At 32.2% G+C, this 20861-nt stretch carries 22 protein-coding genes and 1 pseudogene; 3 read left to right on the top strand and 20 right to left on the bottom strand.

The window, feature by feature from the left end; translation table 11 throughout:
* Nucleotides 1-283: 283 nt before the first annotated feature.
* The gene (locus tag ACPC58_RS08130) at nt 284-1594 is read right to left on the bottom strand and encodes a sensor histidine kinase (protein WP_434065729.1); all 1311 of its coding nucleotides are present in this window, start codon (nt 1592-1594) and stop codon (nt 284-286) included.
* 37 nt (nt 1595-1631) lie between these two features.
* Nucleotides 1632-2363 (bottom strand): LytR/AlgR family response regulator transcription factor, encoded by a 732-nt coding sequence (locus tag ACPC58_RS08125; RefSeq protein ID WP_256772644.1) that lies wholly within the window; start codon nt 2361-2363, stop codon nt 1632-1634.
* A gap of 305 nt (nt 2364-2668) precedes the next feature.
* Between ACPC58_RS08125 and ACPC58_RS08120 the strand changes: the two genes are divergently transcribed.
* Nucleotides 2669-2851, top strand: coding sequence for a hypothetical protein (locus ACPC58_RS08120; protein ID WP_256772643.1), 183 nt, complete (start codon nt 2669-2671; stop codon nt 2849-2851).
* Between the two features lie 300 nt (nt 2852-3151).
* On the opposite strand, the gene ACPC58_RS08115 is transcribed toward ACPC58_RS08120, so the two are convergent.
* From ACPC58_RS08115 to ACPC58_RS08045, 15 genes are all read right to left on the bottom strand, one after another.
* Nucleotides 3152-3919, bottom strand: coding sequence for a hypothetical protein (locus tag ACPC58_RS08115; RefSeq protein ID WP_256772642.1), 768 nt, complete (start codon nt 3917-3919; stop codon nt 3152-3154).
* Complete coding sequence (locus ACPC58_RS08110) at nt 3916-4728, bottom strand: SagB/ThcOx family dehydrogenase (RefSeq protein WP_411297973.1); 813 nt, start codon at nt 4726-4728, stop codon at nt 3916-3918. The genes ACPC58_RS08115 and ACPC58_RS08110 overlap by 4 nt, the downstream gene beginning before the upstream one ends.
* Complete coding sequence (locus tag ACPC58_RS08105) at nt 4729-5637, bottom strand: thiopeptide-type bacteriocin biosynthesis protein (RefSeq protein WP_434065728.1); 909 nt, start codon at nt 5635-5637, stop codon at nt 4729-4731. It lies immediately after the preceding gene.
* 6 nt (nt 5638-5643) lie between these two features.
* A complete protein-coding gene (locus ACPC58_RS08100; RefSeq protein WP_434065727.1) occupies nt 5644-7323 on the bottom strand; it encodes a YcaO-like family protein in 1680 nt (559 codons plus the stop codon).
* A complete protein-coding gene (locus tag ACPC58_RS08095) occupies nt 7298-7828 on the bottom strand; it encodes a hypothetical protein (protein ID WP_256772637.1) in 531 nt (176 codons plus the stop codon). Before ACPC58_RS08095 ends, ACPC58_RS08100 begins: the two co-directional genes overlap by 26 nt.
* Nucleotides 7829-8926, bottom strand: a complete 1098-nt coding sequence (locus ACPC58_RS08090) for a hypothetical protein (RefSeq protein WP_434065726.1) — start codon at nt 8924-8926, stop codon at nt 7829-7831. It lies immediately after the preceding gene.
* Nucleotides 8919-11450, bottom strand: a complete 2532-nt coding sequence (locus ACPC58_RS08085) for a lantibiotic dehydratase (RefSeq protein WP_411297978.1) — start codon at nt 11448-11450, stop codon at nt 8919-8921. The genes ACPC58_RS08090 and ACPC58_RS08085 overlap by 8 nt, the downstream gene beginning before the upstream one ends.
* The gene (locus ACPC58_RS08080) at nt 11431-12522 is read right to left on the bottom strand and encodes a M20/M25/M40 family metallo-hydrolase (protein ID WP_411297979.1); all 1092 of its coding nucleotides are present in this window, start codon (nt 12520-12522) and stop codon (nt 11431-11433) included. Before ACPC58_RS08080 ends, ACPC58_RS08085 begins: the two co-directional genes overlap by 20 nt.
* Complete coding sequence (locus ACPC58_RS08075; protein WP_256772631.1) at nt 12522-13241, bottom strand: ABC transporter permease; 720 nt, start codon at nt 13239-13241, stop codon at nt 12522-12524. Before ACPC58_RS08075 ends, ACPC58_RS08080 begins: the two co-directional genes overlap by 1 nt.
* Nucleotides 13241-14083, bottom strand: a complete 843-nt coding sequence (locus tag ACPC58_RS08070; RefSeq protein WP_256772630.1) for an ABC transporter ATP-binding protein — start codon at nt 14081-14083, stop codon at nt 13241-13243. Before ACPC58_RS08070 ends, ACPC58_RS08075 begins: the two co-directional genes overlap by 1 nt.
* 24 nt (nt 14084-14107) lie before the next feature.
* Complete coding sequence (locus ACPC58_RS08065; protein WP_434065725.1) at nt 14108-15838, bottom strand: YcaO-like family protein; 1731 nt, start codon at nt 15836-15838, stop codon at nt 14108-14110.
* Nucleotides 15813-16607: a hypothetical protein gene (locus ACPC58_RS08060; RefSeq protein WP_434065724.1), complete on the bottom strand. Its 795-nt coding sequence runs from the start codon at nt 16605-16607 to the stop codon at nt 15813-15815. Before ACPC58_RS08060 ends, ACPC58_RS08065 begins: the two co-directional genes overlap by 26 nt.
* A gap of 103 nt (nt 16608-16710) precedes the next feature.
* The gene (locus ACPC58_RS08055; RefSeq protein ID WP_256772626.1) at nt 16711-16869 is read right to left on the bottom strand and encodes a thiazolylpeptide-type bacteriocin; all 159 of its coding nucleotides are present in this window, start codon (nt 16867-16869) and stop codon (nt 16711-16713) included.
* Nucleotides 16870-16901: 32 nt separating this feature from the next.
* Entirely contained in the window at nt 16902-17060 is a 159-nt protein-coding gene (locus ACPC58_RS08050) for a thiazolylpeptide-type bacteriocin (RefSeq protein WP_256772624.1), read from the bottom strand.
* A 627-nt stretch (nt 17061-17687) separates the two neighbouring features.
* Nucleotides 17688-17903, bottom strand: coding sequence for a hypothetical protein (locus tag ACPC58_RS08045; RefSeq protein WP_256772623.1), 216 nt, complete (start codon nt 17901-17903; stop codon nt 17688-17690).
* Between the two features lie 33 nt (nt 17904-17936).
* On the opposite strand from ACPC58_RS08045, the gene ACPC58_RS08040 reads away from it, so the two are divergent.
* Nucleotides 17937-18176 carry a hypothetical protein gene (locus ACPC58_RS08040; RefSeq protein WP_256772622.1) on the top strand — a complete coding sequence of 80 codons (240 nt, stop codon included), beginning with the start codon at nt 17937-17939 and terminating at the stop codon, nt 18174-18176.
* Nucleotides 18148-18437 (top strand): annotated as a pseudogene (locus ACPC58_RS08035) (DUF5960 family protein). Before ACPC58_RS08040 ends, ACPC58_RS08035 begins: the two are co-directional and overlap by 29 nt.
* Before the next feature lie 281 nt (nt 18438-18718).
* Here ACPC58_RS08035 and ACPC58_RS08030 read toward each other — a convergent pair.
* The 3 genes from ACPC58_RS08030 to ACPC58_RS08020 form a co-directional block, all read right to left on the bottom strand.
* Nucleotides 18719-19003 (bottom strand): hypothetical protein, encoded by a 285-nt coding sequence (locus ACPC58_RS08030; protein WP_256772620.1) that lies wholly within the window; start codon nt 19001-19003, stop codon nt 18719-18721.
* A gap of 103 nt (nt 19004-19106) precedes the next feature.
* A complete protein-coding gene (locus ACPC58_RS08025) occupies nt 19107-19781 on the bottom strand; it encodes a hypothetical protein (RefSeq protein ID WP_434065723.1) in 675 nt (224 codons plus the stop codon).
* Nucleotides 19765-20861: hypothetical protein (locus tag ACPC58_RS08020; protein ID WP_434065722.1), on the bottom strand; the 1097-nt coding region annotated here is incomplete at its 5' end. The genes ACPC58_RS08025 and ACPC58_RS08020, both read right to left, overlap by 17 nt.

Raw genomic sequence — 20861 nt, 5'->3', positions numbered from 1 at the left:
AGCCAACGATATAATAACTTGGTGGCTCCGCCCCCAAACCCCCAGTGAAAAATCAAACATAATTTTCCTGAGTATGACATAAGAATAACAAGAATAATTTGGAAAAATTATCACATTATCAAAATATAAAAAAACAATCACGCGCGACGCCAACTGAGTCACATGTGATTGCCTTGATACATCTCTTTTTTAGATAAATGGGTATCAAAATTTTTAAATATAATATACAACAGTTAAAAAATAATCCGAAAATCCAATATCCAGCTCACTTGCAATTTCTATCTCAAACTCTTCTGATTTCAATAACTTGTTTGAAGGAATAGTTTCGACTTTTTGTCTTAATTGAAGCTGCAGGATATTTATCTAAAATACTATGAACATTTGCTAAGCCAATCCCTCTCCCTTCTCCCTTAGAAGAGAATCCATGATTAAAGATATTAGAAATCTCAACTTTGTCTTGTACTATAGAATTTTCAACAATAATAAATTCCGTATCCTTTTCTTCAAATATGGCCAAAATCAAGGACGGTTTAACTGATAATTCCGTTGCTTCAATAGCGTTATCCAAAAGGATAGATAAGATGATAATAAAATCTAATGTATCCATATTCGCTAGATGGACTTTTCCCTCAACTTCGATATGAAGTTCAATACCTTTACTTTGTGCCTCTAGTAATTTGGCAGAAATAACACTTTTAATTGCTGGATTACTAATCTTAGATAGATTGGCAAAATCATACTGACTATCAGAAAATTTTTTCTTTGTTTTTGACAAAACATTTTCATAAACCTCCTGAATAGCATCGATATCTTTCATTTCAATTCCGTATTGTATACTAGTTAGAACATTGATGTAATCATGTCTAAAACTTCTAATCTCATTATAGAGAGATTCAATATGTTGACTATACAAGGATAGTTCCTCGAGTTGTTTATCTTTTTGATAAAGCAACTCTTCTTCTAATTTCTCTGTCAATGTTGAATTCAAATAAATGAGCATAACAAAGAATATAACAACATAAATTCCTACTAAGTGTTCACGGTGCTCCAATGCATTTGGGATAAACTCTTCTCCAATTACTAGAAATTGAAGAACGAACAAATAGACAATCATAGATAAATTCATCAAAACAAAATAACGATTCAACCAATTTTTTTTAGCCCCTCTTTTTAAGTTATCAAAATTAATTTTTACTGACTTAGTTAAATAGAAATATAACGGGAAAATTAAAATCTCTATTAAAAAATTTATCCTTCCGTCAGTATAGATAATTGTTTGGTCGAATCCAAGTATAGGAAACAAATAAAAAGCTAGCATACGACCAAAGAGGCTTTCCACCACAATAGGATAAAAACCAAAAAAAATATCTAATAACCTTCTGCCATATTTGTTTAAATAAAGAGAATAGATAGGTAGATAAAAAAAATATGTAATATAGGCAATCGGTGGAATAACAAGGAAGAGCCCCCTGAAGGCTACAGGTAAAATAACAAACCAATACCACTGAAACTTATTTCCGCTAATTTGTTGATACAACAGTAATATCACAACAATATGGGCAAAAAAATTCAAATTTTCAAATAGTTGTTCCATTAGTTCTCCTTCATATTCTATCCCATTTGCCTATTGGCTACTGAATCCGTTCTTTCAATCCTTTCATTTTCACACGAGACACAAAACAGTTTTTGCCACCATTAAAATAAACAATCTTCTGCTCTTTATCTAATTTTTCAATATTACCAGGATTAACAACGAAAGATTTATGACAGCGGTAAAGTCGCTCATCTGCCTTTTCAATTTCTGAGATGCTTGCATAAAACTCTAGGCGCTCATCAATGGTATGTAAAATAACTTTATGAACTGTCGGTGAAGTCTCAAAATACAGTATCTTATTAAAAGGAACTTGGACTTGTGATAATGATGTTTCAAACTTAAAAGCATCCTGAGCAACAGACATACCTACTTTCTCCAAGGTATATTCAATAGCGGATTCAATCCGTTCAACAAATTGAGCATTTTCTAGAGCTTTATCGATAAAGTCCAAAGCAGCTACTTTATATTTAAAAGTGACAGGCATAAATTCTGAATGCGTTGTAACAAATACAATCGTAGCATGAGGATCCTTATCACGAATTTGTCTAGCAATATCTAATCCTTTTTTCTCTCCTCCTTTTATTTCAATATCGAGAAAAAAAAGCTGATGAGAGCCACGTTCAACGATTGCGTCTATCAGTTGAGAAGGTTTCCCAAAAATTTCAGGTCCTTTAAATTTCCAAGAACGTCTCAATGCAATCTCTGATATAATTTTTTCAATACGTGATTGCTGTAAAAATTCATCCTCTAAAACAAAAATGCTAATCATTCTTTTCTCCTAGCTAAAAATATAGACTGATAATGACAATATAAAAACTGTTTCTGATAAAAATAAAATTTCTCAACTTAAAAAATTATAATAGAAATATTCATATAGAAAAGGAGGAAGATATGCCAAAATCAATTCAACAACTAATAATGTCGCTGAAGGTATTTCTGGCAATAAAACGATACTGTAAACAAAAGAAGATTGATTGCAAGATAAATATCCTCTTTAATACAATAAAGATTTCACGGAATTTCTCCAGCTTATATTTTATCATAATTTTAAAGAAAAGTAATTATAAAACAAAGGTGAAGCATATAAGAAAAAAAGAAACAACTGCACAAGTTGTACTCTTAACTTCAGAAGTTGATTACCATTATCTCTTTAAAAATCACTTGGAACTCCTCGGGATCATTAACCTATCTGCCAACTACAGTTATACTTATCTTTTAGAAATGGTAAAAGACTACATTGATACGTTTCTACAGTAACTCAGAAGAACCTCCCAAGCTAAGCATGAAGAAAATTAATTCTTGTGTCTTAGTTTGTTTATTTTTTATTTAAAAATGCGCTAACAACAAGATGTCAAGGATGAATTGGTTCTTACTCATAAACAGTAAAAACTACATGCAAAGAGCCACAAAATTCTGATGCTTAAAACACAAATGAACAACAGTAGTCTTTAAATTAGGCTGCTGTTGTTCGTTATTCTATTTGTCTGGTTGGTATAGTTTAGATTTTATTAACTAAAAATTTTTTGGCCTAAGCTCAATCATTATATTTTTAACAATTTAATTGCGAAAATAATTTTCACAGAGGCAAAGACCATCTTGGCCTATTGTTACTTTACGATACATGAATGGAGAAGATGCTGTAATATAATCAGAAAAATAATCTGTAATAGCTGATAGCGTGGTATCTAATACAACTTCTTCGATTGACCGATTCCAGTACTCCTCTGTTTTCTTAACTTTTTTTTCTACCACTTTATCTTCCAGAAAGTAATCTAAGTCTGAGGTATCAGCATCCATTTCAATAAAAGGTCCAACTCCTGATAATTCTCCTTCAAAAACTTCAAAGAGAAGAACCAGACGACGCTTAGTTAGTGGTTTAATTTCTTCAAGACGACTATTTTTATCATAAACTATAACAATAACTTCACTTTCAGTTCCAAAATGTACTTCAAGCATATTTTTTAAGTCTTCTAAATTTAACTGGCTGTAGTTTTGTAGTTCAATTGTTGCACCATGTAATCTTAACATTAAGAATTTGGCCAGCATCGTTTTATTTACCAACGTAGAACAAAGTGCTACATTTTCCTCTAACATGGAGAAAAATTCTCTTTTTTCATCTGAAACAGCAAATGAATATTGGAGATGCTGGCTAATTTTTTGATTAAACTGACAATCTCTTAATAATTCATCTAATCTTTTTGGAGTTTTCAAAGTGAGAAATGGTTTTTGTGTTTTCGCGTATTTCTCTGAAAAATAATAGGTGTCTTGCTTCTGGTTGACTGTTAAAAAAGGGTTTAAAAGCATATTTTCTATCTTCCTTTTCATCCAAATAATATTCCATAGATACAATACTCTGTGTCACTGTTTTGAATTCCAATTTGTTTTTCAATCTCCTCAGGAAAGAATCCACAAACTGGAAGTGATTTTTTATTAAGGTAACTAGACACAAGTTGCAAATTTTGAGCGACATGTCCAGCCTCAAAAAATGCTAAACGCTCAGACAATTCACCGTACTTTTTAAATGATTCTTTAAAGTCAGCAACCATGAATACAGCAAAACTAAGTTTTTCTGTCGAATTGCTAAGTGCATCTATTTTGTAAAGAGTCATTGGGAATAGATTGTCCCATATCATCTCTTTTTTATTTTCTACTTTAACTAATTTTTTTAACTGAGGACTGATGTAATAAACTCCCGAGTCAACTCCCTCAACATCCTTAACAAAGATATAAAGTTTTACTGGAAATAGCGCACCTCCTGAAGGATAATTTCTTAGAATTAGATCCTCCCCGTGATATACTCTTTTTTGTGGATTAGGACCTACAGCAATCGTCAATAGCTCAAATAGTTCTTCACTATTCCATTTACCATCAAAAGAGTTTAATAGAGTCGACCGTCTATTTTCAAATAGTTTTCGAATTGGATTACCTTTTACATCTTCTTGGTAATAATCATATAGCTTCTTATTATCAAAATCTGTAATATTATCTTTTGGAAATTGATAATCTTGTTTTGGGCTGTTGTTCATAAACCAATTGATACGATTAGTTGCAAATTTTTTTCGACGCTTTTTCAATTGCTCATAATCAAAATTTGGAGTGTAATACATTTCTTCGTTTAATAATACTTTTTTCATTTATACTCCTTTCTGAGAAGTTGTAGTTGGTGTTTTTGTATGATAATATCCATAGACAGCACATTCATATTCAATAGGGATACCCAACCGATTTGCAAACATATGCATCTGAGAAAAGAGAACTGACCGCATCATTTTCTTGCCTCTAAGTTGACAGACCTCTTCCAAATATTTAATTAAACTTGTAATAAACAAATTCCTAATTTCTGGTTGGATGAATGAAAATGTTGTTTCAATTTTTTCTTCTTTCCCTTCAAATGAACGTCCTATAGAAGTAACAGCGTCCGAAACATAACTTTCACCATTCAAATCATATAGTTTTTTCCAATAGGAGAAGCAATTTTCATAAAATTGTTCATAATCAAAATCAAAATTCTTCTCTATTATTGCTGCTTTTACTTGTTCATAGATATATATATAAAATAATATTCGAATCATTATGTGACAATTCATACAATCTTCTAACATTTTGGATACTAGCTGGCTAGAATGATAGAAAACAGACTCTGCTTGCTCTATCACCTCACGACCTCCATATCGCTCATTTTCTCGAACATACGGTATCAATACAATGGAATTATTTCCATACCAGGGCAAGTTTCCCATCGGAATTTTTTTACCATCTAATTTATGTCCTTTATAGTACTGCTCTTTTGTTAATGTTACCTCAGTAAAAGAGAGTTCTGAGTGTAATAAATCCGATAGGATTTTGTGATAATCTTTATTAGATGAGTTTGCAGTCTTTATTCGAAAACGAATATGAGGTCCTCCCTCCCAATATCGGATGAAGAAAAAACATGCAAAGTCTTCTTTGGATGCCCAGTTATTTAGAGTACAAATAATCTTGTCGTGGTGAATCGGATTGTGACAAAAAATATGATAAGATAACCACTTCTCAATTTCTTCCATATTTTATTATGGAAAGGGATGGGGATATGGGCTAACTAGTCTCACTTCCCCAAGACCTCTCCTACTCCTTTCTTGATTGATACGACGCATGGAAACTCGTTCATTTTGTACTCCAAAAGTTACAGGTAGTAGCCCTGGTACAATTACTTTCACAGTATAGATACCAAGTTCTTCCATTTCTTTTGAAGTAAGATTAACCACATAAATATCTTCATATTTTTCTAATACTCGTTGAATCACTACTTGTAAGTATGACTTTATATTATTTTCTTGAATATATTTTTGTGGTAATAAATTGGTTATACGAGAAGTCTTTAAAAAATCGAATGCTGATTTGTGCTGAATACTAGAATAGTAGTTCACATGATCTTCCATTTCAGTAACTTCCCTAGGAACCTTCACTCCAAATTTAGAATTTATATTATCGTGGATTTTAATTCCAACTAATGCTTCTAACAAAGCTGATTCTGCGGCCTTATGAGGGATAGGGTTACTTCCTGCTGCTGTATATGCGTACATCTTATGGTCTTTTAAATTTCTTACCAAAGCCCAGAAGGAAGGAACACCTAGTTCCATTGAAATATCAAAAATTCTAACATCAAAACCATCTTGTTGAGCACACCTAATTGCTTTAAGAGTATCCTCAGACAACCCTAAAGAATCTATTGTTAACTCCTCGACTGGAATTCTTCCATACCAGGTTGTTAAAAAGTTATCTCTCTCAATTAACTCCAAAAGTCCATACAGAACCGCTTCCTCAAAAGCCCCTCCTAATGAAACGCCATTCGAACTATCATAAATAAAGCGATGTTGCTTTTTTTTATCTCTAAAAAATGAGTCTCCATATACAGCTAATTGTTCAGGTATCAATACAGTTTTCTTCTTTTTCAAAGACTCTGCCTCTGTCCAGTAAATTTCCAAATTATCTTGATAAGGTATAAATGGATTTTTATCAGAAGACGGTAATATAAATTTATCAGGATGAATAGCATCTGGAAAATCTGAAAATTTGCCATATATATCCTTTACTTTGTATGGATAATACAGAGAGGAATACCTCTCAATAGCTTCTAACTGAGCAATGTTGGTCGAATCTTGAAACGATGAAGAACGACCGTAGCCACACTCTGTATACTTATCTGTTACAGCATATTCAATTCCCACACCTGGGAAATAATCTGAATCCAAGTCATAGAATTTACGATGAACTACTGTTGAGTCCAAAAATCGTTGTGCATTCTTAGACAACTCCCTAATAGTTTTTACCCGAAAGCCAGTTGAACTCTCAAGATTCTTTTTTGCCAATAGCTGATTGATGCTTAACTGACTCCTTGTATGAGCACTCCTCTTCTTTATAATATGAAAATATGATAATTTCTGGTGTTCTAAATCTAAAATTCCAACCTGTCCGGTCTTAAAAACAATTTGTTCCATGAGAGTTTTCGCTAACTCTTTTGCTGATTCACTATTCTGATATTTTGCAGAAAACATGCTGCTCAGCAAATTTTTTGTTTTTGAGTTTTGGTACAAAGCAATAGTGTATAAAAAATCTTCAAGAAAGCTTTCTTCCTTTGTGAAGAAAAAGATACGGTCTACCACCAAAATAGCGTACTTTTTCCCATCTTCCAAAGTCCACAAATGGTTCTCATCAAAAAATGAATCATTGGTAATTAATTTTGTTTTCATGTATTACCTCACAATAAATGTCTTTTTCTTTGAGAAAATTCAATTTTACATACATACCTTTTCTCCTAGGATTACGTTCAAAGTCTACCCGCACTTTCATACCCTGTTCTCTCAAATAAGAACGCAGTAGTTGAGCAGCTAATACCTTGACTATTGATTTACCGCTTGTAGAATTAACTCCATCTGAAAAAGTAGATGTTTCAATTTGGTTTAATTCTTGACTAACCGCCATTATTTGGTCAAAAATTTTTGACATATTTTTGGAAAAGAATTCAACTATTTTTTTACAGTCATTTCTATCTAACGTGGGAATCTCAGAAAGATTTTCTACACTCACTAACTCAAAAGGAAGTGATATGAATTTTACATTTTGAGCTTTCACTGAATAAATGAAGTTTTGATCATTTGTTTTACGTAGTTTCTCTCCCTTATTTTCTGAGAGAAATTTCCTGTAATAAGTTCCATCAAAAAAATATCTCTCTCCATCTTCAACTAAAATATGCATTTACTCCACCTTCTTCTTAAAAAGCTTCTGCATCATGGCATAACTGTCCTCCCAAGTTATACCATAACCTATCTCAACTTTATCACAAACCATCTTAGTAATTTTCTGTTTACGTAGCGGATTTACGTTTAATAGTGGCATAACCTGATATAGAACATCAACTGTGTATCGATAAAGTACAAAAGGAAGTGATGAATGTTGTGTTAAAAAATCTTGATTAGTAAAGAAATTCTTATGAAACTCTGTTAGCTGCCCATTCTCTCGAGCCCATTGAAGAAAACTTTCTGCATCACTCATGTTTTGGTAAAATAAGTGCCCCTCATCCAGCTCATCAGAAAAAAATTGATAAAGGTTTTCGATAAAAATTTTAAAATAAGATTCTTTGTTTTCCTCTAAAAATTTTTCAATACTTTCATAAATGAATGTTCGTTCATCTAAAGATAGGGAGTTGACTAACTGATGATAACGATAATAGTTTTCCTGTGACATAGTATCCCTTAAGCTTTCAAGTTGTAGATTAAAGAATAGAATGTTTGATTTCATTGATAGATAGCCCATTTTTAAGTTATTATTAAAGAGCATTCCCAAATTCAGAAAAAGTTTTGTCAATAGAATATTTTGCTGAGCCTCACTTTTATTGAAAAAGCCGATTTTTTCTAGATAGAGAATCAGTTCCATTTTCTTCTTTTCAACAACTAGTCGTGTCTCTAGAGAACTCAGACTACTTCCTTCTGTAGGTGTTCCAATTTCTTCTAACAATAGCGAACCGTCTGGCTGAATATTTAGTCCAGCTTCCGTGTGTTCAGCACTTGAGACAGACATAATTTGTTTCTTCAATTTTGATTCTTCAATATTGATAGGTGTATAGTCTTCCAATGCACTAACTAAGAAACTCTTTAATACATTTATATCTGCAATATTATGACTATATAATTCAATATGATGCCCATTTTGAATAGATTTCTTAATCCAAACATCAGTCATATCTTTCTCATTAAGCAAAGAATACATTTTACTAATCAACTTATTTGAAAAAAACAAATTATTGATAAATACTGATAATTTATACTCCATGTTCCCTCCTAATTCTTTAGTCATCTGTTTCAAAAATCAACTCTGTAATTGTATCTGTTTCCGCATCAATGCATTCTGGCAAGGTTTCTTCAATTAAAATTTTATTCTTCTTTTTCAACAAACCAGCAAAAGCTTTAAAACTCAAGAAAGAATTAAAATTAATGTAGAGTGGTTTTGTTTTTATCAGTTCTGAATCTTGATTATAGTTTTCAAAAAAATCTTTTATAAAGAAAGATAATGGTAACTCTTCTTTTTCAAAATAATCAACTACTTCTAGCCATTTTATCCCCATCGAACTATCTTTATCAAGAATAGCATGCAACTTTTTGCAAGTGATGTACCATTTTGTTCTAGATAAAATCAAGTTTTTATTTTCAAAGTAAATTCTAGGCAGTACGATTTTTTCTTGTGAACCTTTTTCTAGCTTTTGTCTTAACAAAAGTTCCCCAAAGTCAAAGTAAATGGAATCATTAAGTGTAATAGAATTAAAGACTGCAACTAACGATGGAAGGGCAACAGTAATCAAACTGCCTAAGAAATGCGGATATACAATATTTCCTGTTGCTTTCTCAAATACTTCAATCTCTTTTGATCTTTTTGAAAGCCTAAACCCCAGATCTAACCATGTCAACTGCTTAGTACTTGTCAAAGTCAAATCTCCCAAGGGTAAATGTAAGGTTTTATCCGTACTTTCTCGAATATTTGCATTAAAGCCAAACGTCATAGGAATGTCAACCAATTCTCCATCTAATCCATAAGACTCATTTTCCCTCGGAAGATAATGGTTGAATCTTCTGCGATAAACTCCATAACCTTTATAGATATGATTGAAAACAATTTTATTTTCTGGACTTACTTGCAAAAAGTAACCACGAGATGCATGAGTCCGTCCTACTAGTTTTTCTAATTGTTCATATGAATCTCTCAATAATTCATATGAAATCAAAAGATCCGAGCCATCTCCCAAATCTTGTACTAATAGTTGTTGAACAATATTCTTCTTTAATGCCAAGAGTTGGTTATCAATTTGATGATTGTAAAAAGTCCCTAAATATCCAAAAGATTCCATCCAATAACCATCTCTTTGAAAAAGTGTTGCTGCCAAATCTCGTAAAAATTTACTTATTTCTTTCGCATCTTGAGGTATAAACTCTCCTCCATAATTTGTTTTAAGCATTTCATAAGCTAAATATTTACTACGAGTTGAAATATCAAAAATAGAAATAAATTTTGATAAGTCTTCTATAATTTTCTGGTTTGCTTTTACAACTTTAGCCTGTTCTTCCAAATAAGTATCATTTTGTGATGTAACCATATCAATTGAAACGTAAGTAGACTTATTAAAACCTTCTATACCATAAGTTTGAACAATATTGTGAATTACTTCTGTCAATTGATCATAGGCTTCCCAAGAAAAAACTTCATTTTCCAAGTCAACTACTTTTTCAAATTCTGTAATCTCATCTGAGAACAGGTCCAGAGACAGTTCTTTTAATTTTTCAAGCAATGCTTCTGATATACTCTGATTGCCGACAATATTAATCTGATCTGCTGGAAGTAATACACGGTTTTCCAACAATTTTGGCAGATATCCTTCTTGAGCATTTTGTGACAAATATTTCAGAAGAGTGTCCCCCGTTAACACTTGTTGTTCTTTAAATAGACCTAGAATCCCATTTAAACTCTCATTTTCAGAAAGAGTAACCAATTCTTGACGATTACGATAGAGACTTTTTCCTGCTACATCATTGAAAACGGTAATATAATATTTCCCATCTTTATATATAAGAGTTTCATTTAGTTTAAATGTTAAGCTTGGCTGATAGTTTGGATTTAGATAAATACAATCAAATAGCTTCAAAATAATAGAAGAATTCACCGACATAACGATATTTTTCTTTAAATCAAACGACTCCCGTCCATATACCCCTGTTGTCCCCAATAAGCCTAACGGACTTGTTTTAGCGCCAATACGAGCAAAGTAGTTATACAAGAAAATATCCAGCTGACGTTGCTTTTTATTATGTTTTTCAACATCTGTTTTAAGTAATTTTTCTACTTTTTGATAAAGATTTTTATCAATCATCTTTGTATTTTGAATAAAATCAGCATACCTAGATACACCTTCAATAATTAACTGTTTCTCATTTAGATATTGTCGATGAACCAGCTTTTCTATCTTGCCTTCAATCTCTAAAATTTGTCTTTGATATTCAAAATAAGAATCAAAGATAGTTATAAGTTCAGATGGAAGTAGTGCAGATATTTTATGATATTTATTAGCTACCTCGCCTCGGTTATTATAAAAATCATGTAAAAATTTAAGAAGTTGTTGTTTGTTTTTACTTTCTGGAAAATCTTGAATCGACCGATTTAGTTCCTCAATCCCTGTTTTACGGATCACCTCTGCCTGTTCCTGTAAGTGAGAGTGTTCAAAATGCTGAGTGCGTAGCATTCGAAAAAAATCTTTTTGGAAAATCTTAGAAAATTCTTTATTTGGAAAGTTTGTTTTTCTATAATAGATATTTTTAACCATTGATTCGTTCATTCTCCTTTTCAACCAATAATATCATTACATACCAACCTCGTAGCAAAGTAGCTTTTGGGGTTATAAATTCCTGGGTATGGATAGCGTGACCCTTGTTATAGGCGCCAATAAAGAAGTAGCACGTCGCCACATCCAATTCCTTACCATAAACTGAAAAGTCATCACAAGAAAATATGAAAGGAGTCTCTACTACCTTTATGAATTCACTTTGAGACAATTTTTGATAAACCCAGTCATAGAGCTCTGCATCATTGTGTAACACAGGGTAATTCATAACGACTTCATTTTGATACTCAACATTCAACTGGTTCAAAAAAATTTGTTGTTTAATCTTGCACTTTTCAGCAGTTTTTCCTCTAAAAGTAATATTAAAAGATAGTTCTGTGGGAGATACATTGTGAGACCCATTAGAAGAAAAATTTGTAATTGTACAATGAAAATCTGGTTCATTCATTTTTTCTGACAACAAAACCAACTTAGCAAATAGCCTTGCTGCACTTTCTCCATGTTGGCTTACATGTCCACTATCCTTTAATAAGAGTTTTAAACGACATGTCAAACCTGCTGCTAGAACATCTCCCTTATTAATTGATACATAATTAGAATATAAATCCGAGGTAACATGGAGAGCATAAATTTTTGATATTGAAATCTTGTTTTTCTTCAGAAATTTACAAACTTCTTTTGCACCGCCATACTTTTCCTCACTAGCCTGAAAAATAAATAAGATATTTAGATTTGGTTTGTTTTGAGCTACATAGGTTGCCAGTTCTAATTGAATGCTGGTATGGGCATCATGCCCACACCCATGGTAATAAATTTGATCTCTCTCGTTAATTTCTACAGCATCCAATTCTGAACGAAAAGCTAAGTCAAAATGTTTACTTTGTCCTTCTCGTCCTCTATATTGATAAATTAATCCTAATCTTCCATCAGAAATTTTTTCAAGATTAACTTTATGTAAATTTTGTTTTACATAATCCTTTGTTTTGTCCTCAGAAAAGCCTGGCTCAGGCTGTTGATGCAACCACTTGTAGTGTGCAAATAACTGTTCTGAAACAAGTTTATTCATTACTCTCTCCTATTTATCTGTAAAAATTTATTCACAGCAACTGTCACAAGTCCAGCAATAAAAACATAAAACGAAATTACTAGAAAAGCTTGTAAGAACTTTTCAGCAGTTTTATATAAAAGTACCTCATTGTAATAATAACCAGGAAAGAATTTTTGAATTGTTACGATGATTTCTGGCATCTTCATTGTACTTATAATATTTGGTGTAAGATTCAACATCATAAAAGCGAAGAAGATCGGCATAGAAGCAGAAGCCAATGTTTCATCATTAAATATCGTTCCCAGTAGAAAACCAATCACAATATAATAAAAGCCAAAATAGAGTAACAAACTGGCAATATAAAGATAAGAAACCGTTACTTTTAAATTCCCAAGTAATACCCCCGCCAAGGTTATGAAGAATAAAATCATAATGTTTAAAATAGTTTGCGCCAAGACACTATCAAACATATAATGTATATAAGAATATGGGGAGACTTTATCCATAATACGGAAATACCCTTTGTCTTTTGAAACTTTTTGACTGAAGGTATTCAAACCACTTCCCGCAATTCCAAACATAGCTGAAAACAGAGCAATCATTCCACTATCTTCTGTATTTACGTAGTTCAACTGTTTTATGAAAAAGACGTAAAATACTACTGGAAACAAAATAGTAAAAATAACAAACCGCTTATTTTGTAAGCTATTTTTAATCTGTTGTACAATTGAAATCATTATTTTTCTCCCTCTACAAATGAAATACGTTTAAAAATATCAACAACTTGCTTGCGACGTTTGAAGATTTCTGAATCAGTGATTTTATTTTCTGCAATTATTTCTTGAACGTGGAAAGTATTTACAACTACACTTTGTGCATCTACATAGAACAACTTTTCTTTTGGAATATCTTGTTTTATCATTTCTCTTGGAAATTCATACAGTACTTCTACAAACATATCATTAACTGGAATGTTTTCTTCAAAAATACCTTCGTTCAACAGTAAGATGTAGTCTGCAAATGACTCAATTTGGTACAAATCATGCGTAATTAAAAGAATAGTCTTTCCTTCAGCTTTTAATTTTTTAATTTGTTGCACAAATTTTTCCACACTATCGTAATCCATACCTGCTGTCGGCTCATCCAAAATTAAGAGTTTAGGGTCATGTAAGGTAGCCAATAAGAAGGAAAGTTTCCGTTTTTGTCCACCAGATAGCGTTCCTGTTTTCTGATATTTCTCCTTTTCCAATCCCATATTTTTAAGCTGCTCATCAATATCAACTTTCCTATGGAAAAATGAAGCCTGTAACTTAATTAAGTCCGCAACTATAATATCTTTTGAAAAAAAATCTTCTTGAAAGACTACTCCAACATCTTTTTTGATATTTAGATTCGTTGTCCTATAGCCTCCATCTTCTTTGATAAGTCCGAGCATAATATTTATAAAAGTTGTCTTACCTGCACCATTTTTCCCTAGCAAAGTATAGACTTTCCCTGTTTCTATATCTAAGTCCAGTCCTTTCAAGACTTCCTTTGTATCGAAACTCTTTCTCAAATTATTAATTTCAATTAAATTCATTTTTTGCCTTTCTAAGTTAAAATATTATGGAAAGGGATGTATCGGAATTTCCCGATGATTAGATACTCGAACTCTTCGATGATTGATATACTGATTTTCATAACCAAAATTCATATCTTGCATCCCTGGAACAAAAACCTTCACTTCACATAAACCAATTTCCTTTAAGCCAATTGGAGTATTTTCTACAATATAGAAATTTCCAAATTTTTTATTTGTAAATTCAAGTAGTATTGAATAGTAAGTATCTACGTCAATACTGTAGTCGCTCTCGACTCCAAAATCTATAATCTCTGCGTCCTTCAAAAAATCAAAATTTTGACTTCTTTCCTCTACTGAATAATAGATTGCATGGTCAGCCACTGTAGTAATATCCTGAGGACGCATACGATGTCCATTTTCTTGAATTAGCACAACATCTTGATCATAGGCATATAGTGCAAAATATAGCTCCTTTAGGGCTGAAATAATTGCTGTTTTTCCAAATAAATGCGCCCCAGCTGTTGAATAGGTTGCAAATTTGTTGCTATTTTTCCCACGAGCAAATGCCCAATATATGCTCATCACTTTACTGGAAAGTAATTGATAAATTGAAATCTCATAACCTAAATTTTTGATAAGCTTCAAATAGTGATTTATCTCCAAATCAAAAATGCTTGACAGGTTTACTTCTTTCGGAGACTTCCTTTCATACCAATGGAACAAAAAGTAATCGCGTTCATACATTTCAAAAAGTGAGAAGATAACTGCTTCTTTATATGTATTTCCAAGAGCATGTCCATTCGAACTCATGTTTATTAACTTTTGACTTATAGGCTTCCTTTCCGTCTTATAAATAATAAAATCTTCGGGTATTAAGGTAGTTTTTTGAGTTTGATAGTTATGAGCAGATAACCAATGAATTTTTGTGTCTTGATTTATCTTATTTTTCCCTAGAAGTGACAAATATTCATTCGGATTTAAGTAATCAATTACTTCTCTACTGAGGTCATTTAAAGAGAAAAATAAGCGTTTCTGTCCCTTTGAAATTATTCCACTATACCGCTCCATGGCTTCCAAAAATGCTTTTGATCTCGCTTTCTTATAGCTAGTATCAATCCCAATCCCTGAAATCATTTCACTCTGAGAAAGTGGATACTGTAATTCTACAGTCACTGCATTATTTAAAAGAGTTGTTAATTCTCTTCTAAAAAATCCAGTATCCTTATTATCTAGTTGAATATATCGCGAATAGTCTCCTAATTTTTCCCTTAATGAAGATGCTTGACATTCATAAATACTGTTAAAAATATTGTTATCACATTTTTTATCATTAGAAATACAAGTATCACAATTAGCTATTCTAAAGAACTGGTGTCTAGAAATGCGATAATCATCAATAATAAAGTAATCAAACAACGGAGATTCAAATTTTAACTGAACTAGTTGAGAAATAGCATAAAGTAGTTTCTCAGAATATAAATTATTGCCGTCAATCTCTACAACTTTACTTCCCTGTCCAAAAAAATCATTTAATTTAAATTGATTACGGTGCTCCAAGAAACAGTGACTACAAATCTTATATTTTTTATTGAAAAGCGGACTGACAAACAGTTTGTGTCCCTCCCAAAAAATAATTATCCCCTCTTCAATTCTATAGGAACGGAAATAATCTAAGGACCCAAAATATAAGTTAACGTCTTGATAGACAATCTTTTTAGGTTGACTTTTAGGGATATTCTTAACGATTTCATGTATAAATTTCTGAATATTCATTTTCCCTCCTTTTGGTAAGCACAAGTCCTAGATGTAGAGCAAGACTGTCTTGACAATAGACAGGAATACTATTATTTCCTTGCTTTGTCAAATAATCTTTATAGGATTCTTCTTTGCTTCTTCCTATACCAATATTTTCATAACTTAACTTAGACTCCATTAGCCCCTTAATTGCCTTAAAAATAAGTCTATCTATATTATTATCCTCAAAATTATATATTTCTTTTTCAGGTGTATAAATTTTTAATGTGATTTTTCTCTGATTGTTAATGATATCAAATGTCCCTATTAAACTTTCAAAATATATATTTTTCAAAATATTAATATCTAGAAAGCGATTAATAGTTGGTAATGTTAATTCTGTCTCTGCCTTATCTAACACATGATAAATAGAAATTCCTTCCCTTAGTTGTTGGATTGTCTGTTGTTCAGTGATTTCAACATAATAGGCTCCTTCTAGATATTTTATTAACAGATTTTGTTTAAGACGTTTTTCTTCTTCTCTGGATAGCTGTATCGCCTTTGGAAAATAGCGTTTTAGAGACTCTTCCTCCTGCTGAGGAATCCGAAACAGGTATTTTCCAACTTTATACATAAAGAACTGATTTGATAAAGTCTGTTTTATTCCAAAAACCTTATCTTTATTAATACTAATATAGTGAATCAGTTCTTCTATAGAATGGTGTTTAGGTAGCTCTACTCTCCGAATTTTTCCAAGATAGGATACTAGTAAGCTATCATCTTGAACAACATATTTTAAATTTCCCATCTATTCACTTTCCTTTATAACTATAAAAAATAAACAGAATTATACAGGATTACACAAAAAACTATATAATTCTGTTTATTGGATGCAAATGATAAACTATCGCTTAAGCGCAACTTGATGAGCACGAAGAGCATGAAGTGGAACCGCATGTGCTGTGACCACCACTCCCACTTGAAGCTGCTGTAGCTGGTACACCCTCTACATCATCCAATTCCAAAATGTCAATCTCTAGCTCTTCGAATAATTTCTTTTCATCTTTCATTTTATGACTTCCTTTCTTACTTATCCTATATCTTAAGCACAACTTGACGAGCATGAAGAACATGAAGTGGAACCGCATGTGCTGTGACCGCCACTTCCACTTGAAGCTGCTGTAGCTGGTACACCCTCTACATCATCCAATTCCAAAATGTCAATCTCTAGCTCTTCGAGCAATTTCTTTTCATCTTTCATTTTTCTGTTCCTTTCATTATTTTTTTGTCATTGGTTGGCCTTCCTGTCTGACAAACACATTATAATTCAGTAGTACTTCAATTTTTCACAGTTATCATAAACGGTACATACTCAATCATTTCCTAGCTTTTCAATCTTTTTTATAACTGATTTTGATTAAAATTTGACCAATGATGACATTGGACAATAAAATAATTTTAAAGTGATATACTATGCTTGAAAAAAATAAAAGAAAGGAGTAAAAAACTATGTGGGACTGGACAAAATGGTTTTTAGGTCATTAATCGAATTTTATTAAAATGTAGAATCTTTTATTTTAACAAACTGCTAATTCTCACTATTTTTTTGTCAGCACGATTTGTGTTGGCTTTTTCTATATTTCTAAGGACAACAATTAACTAACTTCAAAACTACTTTAGACTGAAAAGAAATATTATTTTATAAAATGGCCTCTGCAAAATGGACACGATAAAAAATATCAACTCCATCTACAGGGACCATTTTATTATCGGTAACATTCTTTCTTTAACATGACGTCAACTAACAGTACACAAAATCTTATCAAAGGAAAAGGTATAGGATATCATTAATTCACAATCCAAGATTAATCAACACTTCTAAAAATCTCTACTTTCTCCCCTTCTTAAATTCCTCTATCCGTTTCTCAAGTTCATCCGTCTTAAGTCGAGCCTTAGCCTTATCGATACGATCATCTAGGCTTTCCTCTTTTGGAAGTGGAAGAACAATAAAACTATCCTTGGTTGATACCGTTATCTCTGCTGTATCTCCGTCAATTTCGAGTTCTAGTAGTTTCTCTACTTTTACTAACTCCTGCTCATTCATGCTAGCTCACTTGAAAAAGAGAAACACAAGGTCATGTATCACTCATTGCTTTCGCTAAATGAGAAACTCTTGCTTCTTAATCAGCTCTATACCCAGCAATTAGTAGCTCTTATACAAGTACAAAATAAATCATATGTAGGTACCATCTCTCAATTATCTCCCAAACAGATTATGGTAAAAACACAAGAAGGCTATATCACCATCCTGCTTCAAGATATAACGGATATTAGATTGGAGGACACAGATGAATCCATTAGAATTTCGGAAAAATGAATTACAGATAGACTATTTTAGTAAAAGCTATCGTCGCTTTGAAAGAGACTTTTATCGCTATTCTGCCTTACAGTTCCTCTTACCTTTCTCACAGACGATATTTTAGTTTCCATGGCACAGTCACAAAAAAACTACTTTCGTCTCAATAAGGAAAATGCCAAAGACCGACGTGATCATTACTTCCTATTCACCATAGAACATCCCAAAGATAATTCCTTTGTTCGATTGTTTCGCTATGAAAAGACCGTCACCAGTATCTAAGCATTCAAAAAAGGCTAGACTCACACGAACGTGAGCCTAGCCTTTTTGCGCTTCACTTTCTCCGATACATCAAATCAAATAGCCAATCATTGATGATAATCCACATATTAGCCCAAGCTGAGCCAACGCCAAATAGTTTTTTATAGAGTTTTTTCATCAGTTCTCTCTCCTTTTCTATAGACTACTTTACCATACCTACGGAGACTTCAGATACACTTCCCTCAATTGACTCAAATTGTCCCTGAACTGACAGTTCATATATCTACTCCTTCGGTGGAACATTATTTTGGCTTCTTCATCTGCTTAAACTGCTCAATCCGTTTCTCTAGTTGCTCGGTATGTAGTTTGTTCTTGGCCTCTGTGATTGTATCATCCAGTGTTGGTTCCTGGGGAACTTCCTTTTTCTCCGATACAATTGGTAAGGAAACTTCTCCTTCTCTTGATTCAAAGACTAAGCTCAATAACTGCTCGACCTTGATGAGCTCACTCTCAGACATGGCAGATAGGCGATGAATCAAGCGCTTGAAACAATCTTGGTTGGGTGACTTTTTCTGAAATAATCGCATTTCGTTTCTCCTTTCAAAAAGCAGTCCATATTGGGACTACTCGGCATTATAAATCATCAATCGCTGCTGAAATAGCTTGTAACTTCTTAGTGTGCTTGTTCTTCTAATCATTCAATAGACTATTCAATACTCCTTCTGTTGAATAATTACCAAAGTTAATTTTGATTAGTTCTTCTTCTGGATAGAGTGATTTTGATAAAATCTTGGCAAATTCTGTTTTACCAATTCCAGACTCACCAATCAGGAATACAGAAAAAATCTTTCGGACACCGATTCTTTCAAGTAATCTAAAATTTGTATATTGCTGTACAAAATCAGTCTTAAATCGATCATGACCAATTAGTTTATTAACAGCTACCGATATTTTATCACTAAACTCTACATTATCACTATCCACCATCTCATCGTCAGACTTAAGATTTTGCACCTTTGGATTGGCAAAATCTTCATTTATCTTTTCATCTTCAAAAAGAAGTGGTAGCGCTTTTTGAATAGTGTCATAACTCAACTTGTTTATCCAAAAAATGGGAGAACTATATACCCTATTTAATAAAAAGAAAACTCGACCAATATATTGACTATTATAGGCGTTTAGATTCATCAAAGCAGATAAATCTATAACTATCCCACCCATAGTATCACTCTTCCTGCAAGTATCTTCCATTTCGGTTAAATTAGTAAAATCGTAAGATAGAATCTTAGTAACATCAATTTTTTTATTATCCGAAAAATATTCTTTTAGTTCATCAATTCTTGTTGGATCATACAGATAAATCATCTTTTTTCTCCACATTAACTTTTTGAATGACTGCAATAACATCTATCAAGTGATACTTTCCTGTTAATTTCTCATAATTAAAATCAATTTCAAGCTCTGGCTGCTCCGTATTACTTAATTCTGAAACTGAGGATTTTGGTATAATATCTTTCACATTTTTCGCCATATTATCCTTCTTGGCCTGTTTGCTCATAAACTCTAAAAATTTTGTTGACATTGTATTAACTTCTGAAAAATCAATCTCTCCTCTATCTATTCCGACTAGACTAAATTGCCCGAGTTGGAAGTCACTATGCCTATAGCCATTTTCAAATCCTTCAACTTCTCCATAAGGAAAACGAACCAAAAAATTCTCCTCTCCTACCTTAAAACTATAGTCAATCGTATAATCAGTCAAGAAAGTAGAAAGTAGGTTCGACATATTTAGCTCAATCCCTTCTGTGCTAGGATTATCTAACTTACTTGACTGTAATACTTGTAGAATAAGAGATATATCCTGAGCGTTTACTGAATTAAACGATATACCATCAAATTTTACCAAATCTCCTTGTTTTGACTTTTTGATATCAAAATTTTTAGCCATTTCATAAACTTTTCTGAAGATTGTAGATTTAGTGCTTTTAATTTCGAAGCTCTCACTAATCTTGTTTCCTGCAGTAAACTCATTACTATTCTCATAGCCTGATTGTAAACTATTTTTTATTCCAAATTTCAAGGAGTTCTTATGATTTATCGTATGGCTGTTTTCTTTTTGAATCGATGTCTTAATAGTACCGTCAATCAAAGTAGCAATTTCATAAGATTTAGCTGAATTGATATACACTAAATTAAAATATTCTACATCGGAATCTGACTGTGAAGTATCTTTTTCTGCATCAATCTTACTAATAGAATCGATTCGCCAACTTACAGAAATTAATACTGCACTAATCATTAGTAATATATTCAAATCAATTTTAGTTACAGTAATTAGACAACTCCATAATGATCTAGTCAATACATAACCTGATATAATTAAGTTGTAACACCTGTGTATAGTTTGGTAAAATACATACATAATCCAAGGAGATGTTACAATGA

This window comes from Streptococcus sp. VTCC 12905, from assembly GCF_049893385.1.
GTDB lineage: Bacteria > Bacillota > Bacilli > Lactobacillales > Streptococcaceae > Streptococcus > Streptococcus suis_AA.
Note: the sequence above shows the minus strand (reverse complement) of the source record. Positions and strands in the feature narration are given on the sequence as shown.

Excerpts from the sequence above, each read along its gene's own strand:
- ACPC58_RS08025 (WP_434065723.1), bottom strand. The coding sequence starts at position 19,781 with ATGATTTATCTGTATGATCCAACAAGAATTGATGAACTAAAAGAATAT.
- ACPC58_RS08125 (WP_256772644.1), bottom strand. The coding sequence starts at position 2,363 with ATGATTAGCATTTTTGTTTTAGAGGATGAATTTTTACAGCAATCACGT.
- ACPC58_RS08060 (WP_434065724.1), bottom strand. The coding sequence starts at position 16,607 with ATGGGAAATTTAAAATATGTTGTTCAAGATGATAGCTTACTAGTATCC.
- ACPC58_RS08115 (WP_256772642.1), bottom strand. The coding sequence starts at position 3,919 with ATGAAAAGGAAGATAGAAAATATGCTTTTAAACCCTTTTTTAACAGTC.
- ACPC58_RS08105 (WP_434065728.1), bottom strand. The coding sequence starts at position 5,637 with ATGGAAGAAATTGAGAAGTGGTTATCTTATCATATTTTTTGTCACAAT.
- ACPC58_RS08080 (WP_411297979.1), bottom strand. The coding sequence starts at position 12,522 with ATGAATAAACTTGTTTCAGAACAGTTATTTGCACACTACAAGTGGTTG.
- ACPC58_RS08040 (WP_256772622.1), top strand. The coding sequence starts at position 17,937 with ATGTATCACTCATTGCTTTCGCTAAATGAGAAACTCTTGCTTCTTAAT.
- ACPC58_RS08075 (WP_256772631.1), bottom strand. The coding sequence starts at position 13,241 with ATGATTTCAATTGTACAACAGATTAAAAATAGCTTACAAAATAAGCGG.
- ACPC58_RS08095 (WP_256772637.1), bottom strand. The coding sequence starts at position 7,828 with ATGCATATTTTAGTTGAAGATGGAGAGAGATATTTTTTTGATGGAACT.
- ACPC58_RS08085 (WP_411297978.1), bottom strand. The coding sequence starts at position 11,450 with ATGAACGAATCAATGGTTAAAAATATCTATTATAGAAAAACAAACTTT.
- ACPC58_RS08050 (WP_256772624.1), bottom strand. The coding sequence starts at position 17,060 with ATGAAAGATGAAAAGAAATTGCTCGAAGAGCTAGAGATTGACATTTTG.
- ACPC58_RS08090 (WP_434065726.1), bottom strand. The coding sequence starts at position 8,926 with ATGACTAAAGAATTAGGAGGGAACATGGAGTATAAATTATCAGTATTT.
- ACPC58_RS08055 (WP_256772626.1), bottom strand. The coding sequence starts at position 16,869 with ATGAAAGATGAAAAGAAATTATTCGAAGAGCTAGAGATTGACATTTTG.
- ACPC58_RS08070 (WP_256772630.1), bottom strand. The coding sequence starts at position 14,083 with ATGAATTTAATTGAAATTAATAATTTGAGAAAGAGTTTCGATACAAAG.
- ACPC58_RS08030 (WP_256772620.1), bottom strand. The coding sequence starts at position 19,003 with ATGCGATTATTTCAGAAAAAGTCACCCAACCAAGATTGTTTCAAGCGC.
- ACPC58_RS08065 (WP_434065725.1), bottom strand. The coding sequence starts at position 15,838 with ATGAATATTCAGAAATTTATACATGAAATCGTTAAGAATATCCCTAAA.
- ACPC58_RS08045 (WP_256772623.1), bottom strand. The coding sequence starts at position 17,903 with ATGAATGAGCAGGAGTTAGTAAAAGTAGAGAAACTACTAGAACTCGAA.
- ACPC58_RS08130 (WP_434065729.1), bottom strand. The coding sequence starts at position 1,594 with ATGGAACAACTATTTGAAAATTTGAATTTTTTTGCCCATATTGTTGTG.
- ACPC58_RS08110 (WP_411297973.1), bottom strand. The coding sequence starts at position 4,728 with ATGAAAAAAGTATTATTAAACGAAGAAATGTATTACACTCCAAATTTT.
- ACPC58_RS08100 (WP_434065727.1), bottom strand. The coding sequence starts at position 7,323 with ATGAAAACAAAATTAATTACCAATGATTCATTTTTTGATGAGAACCAT.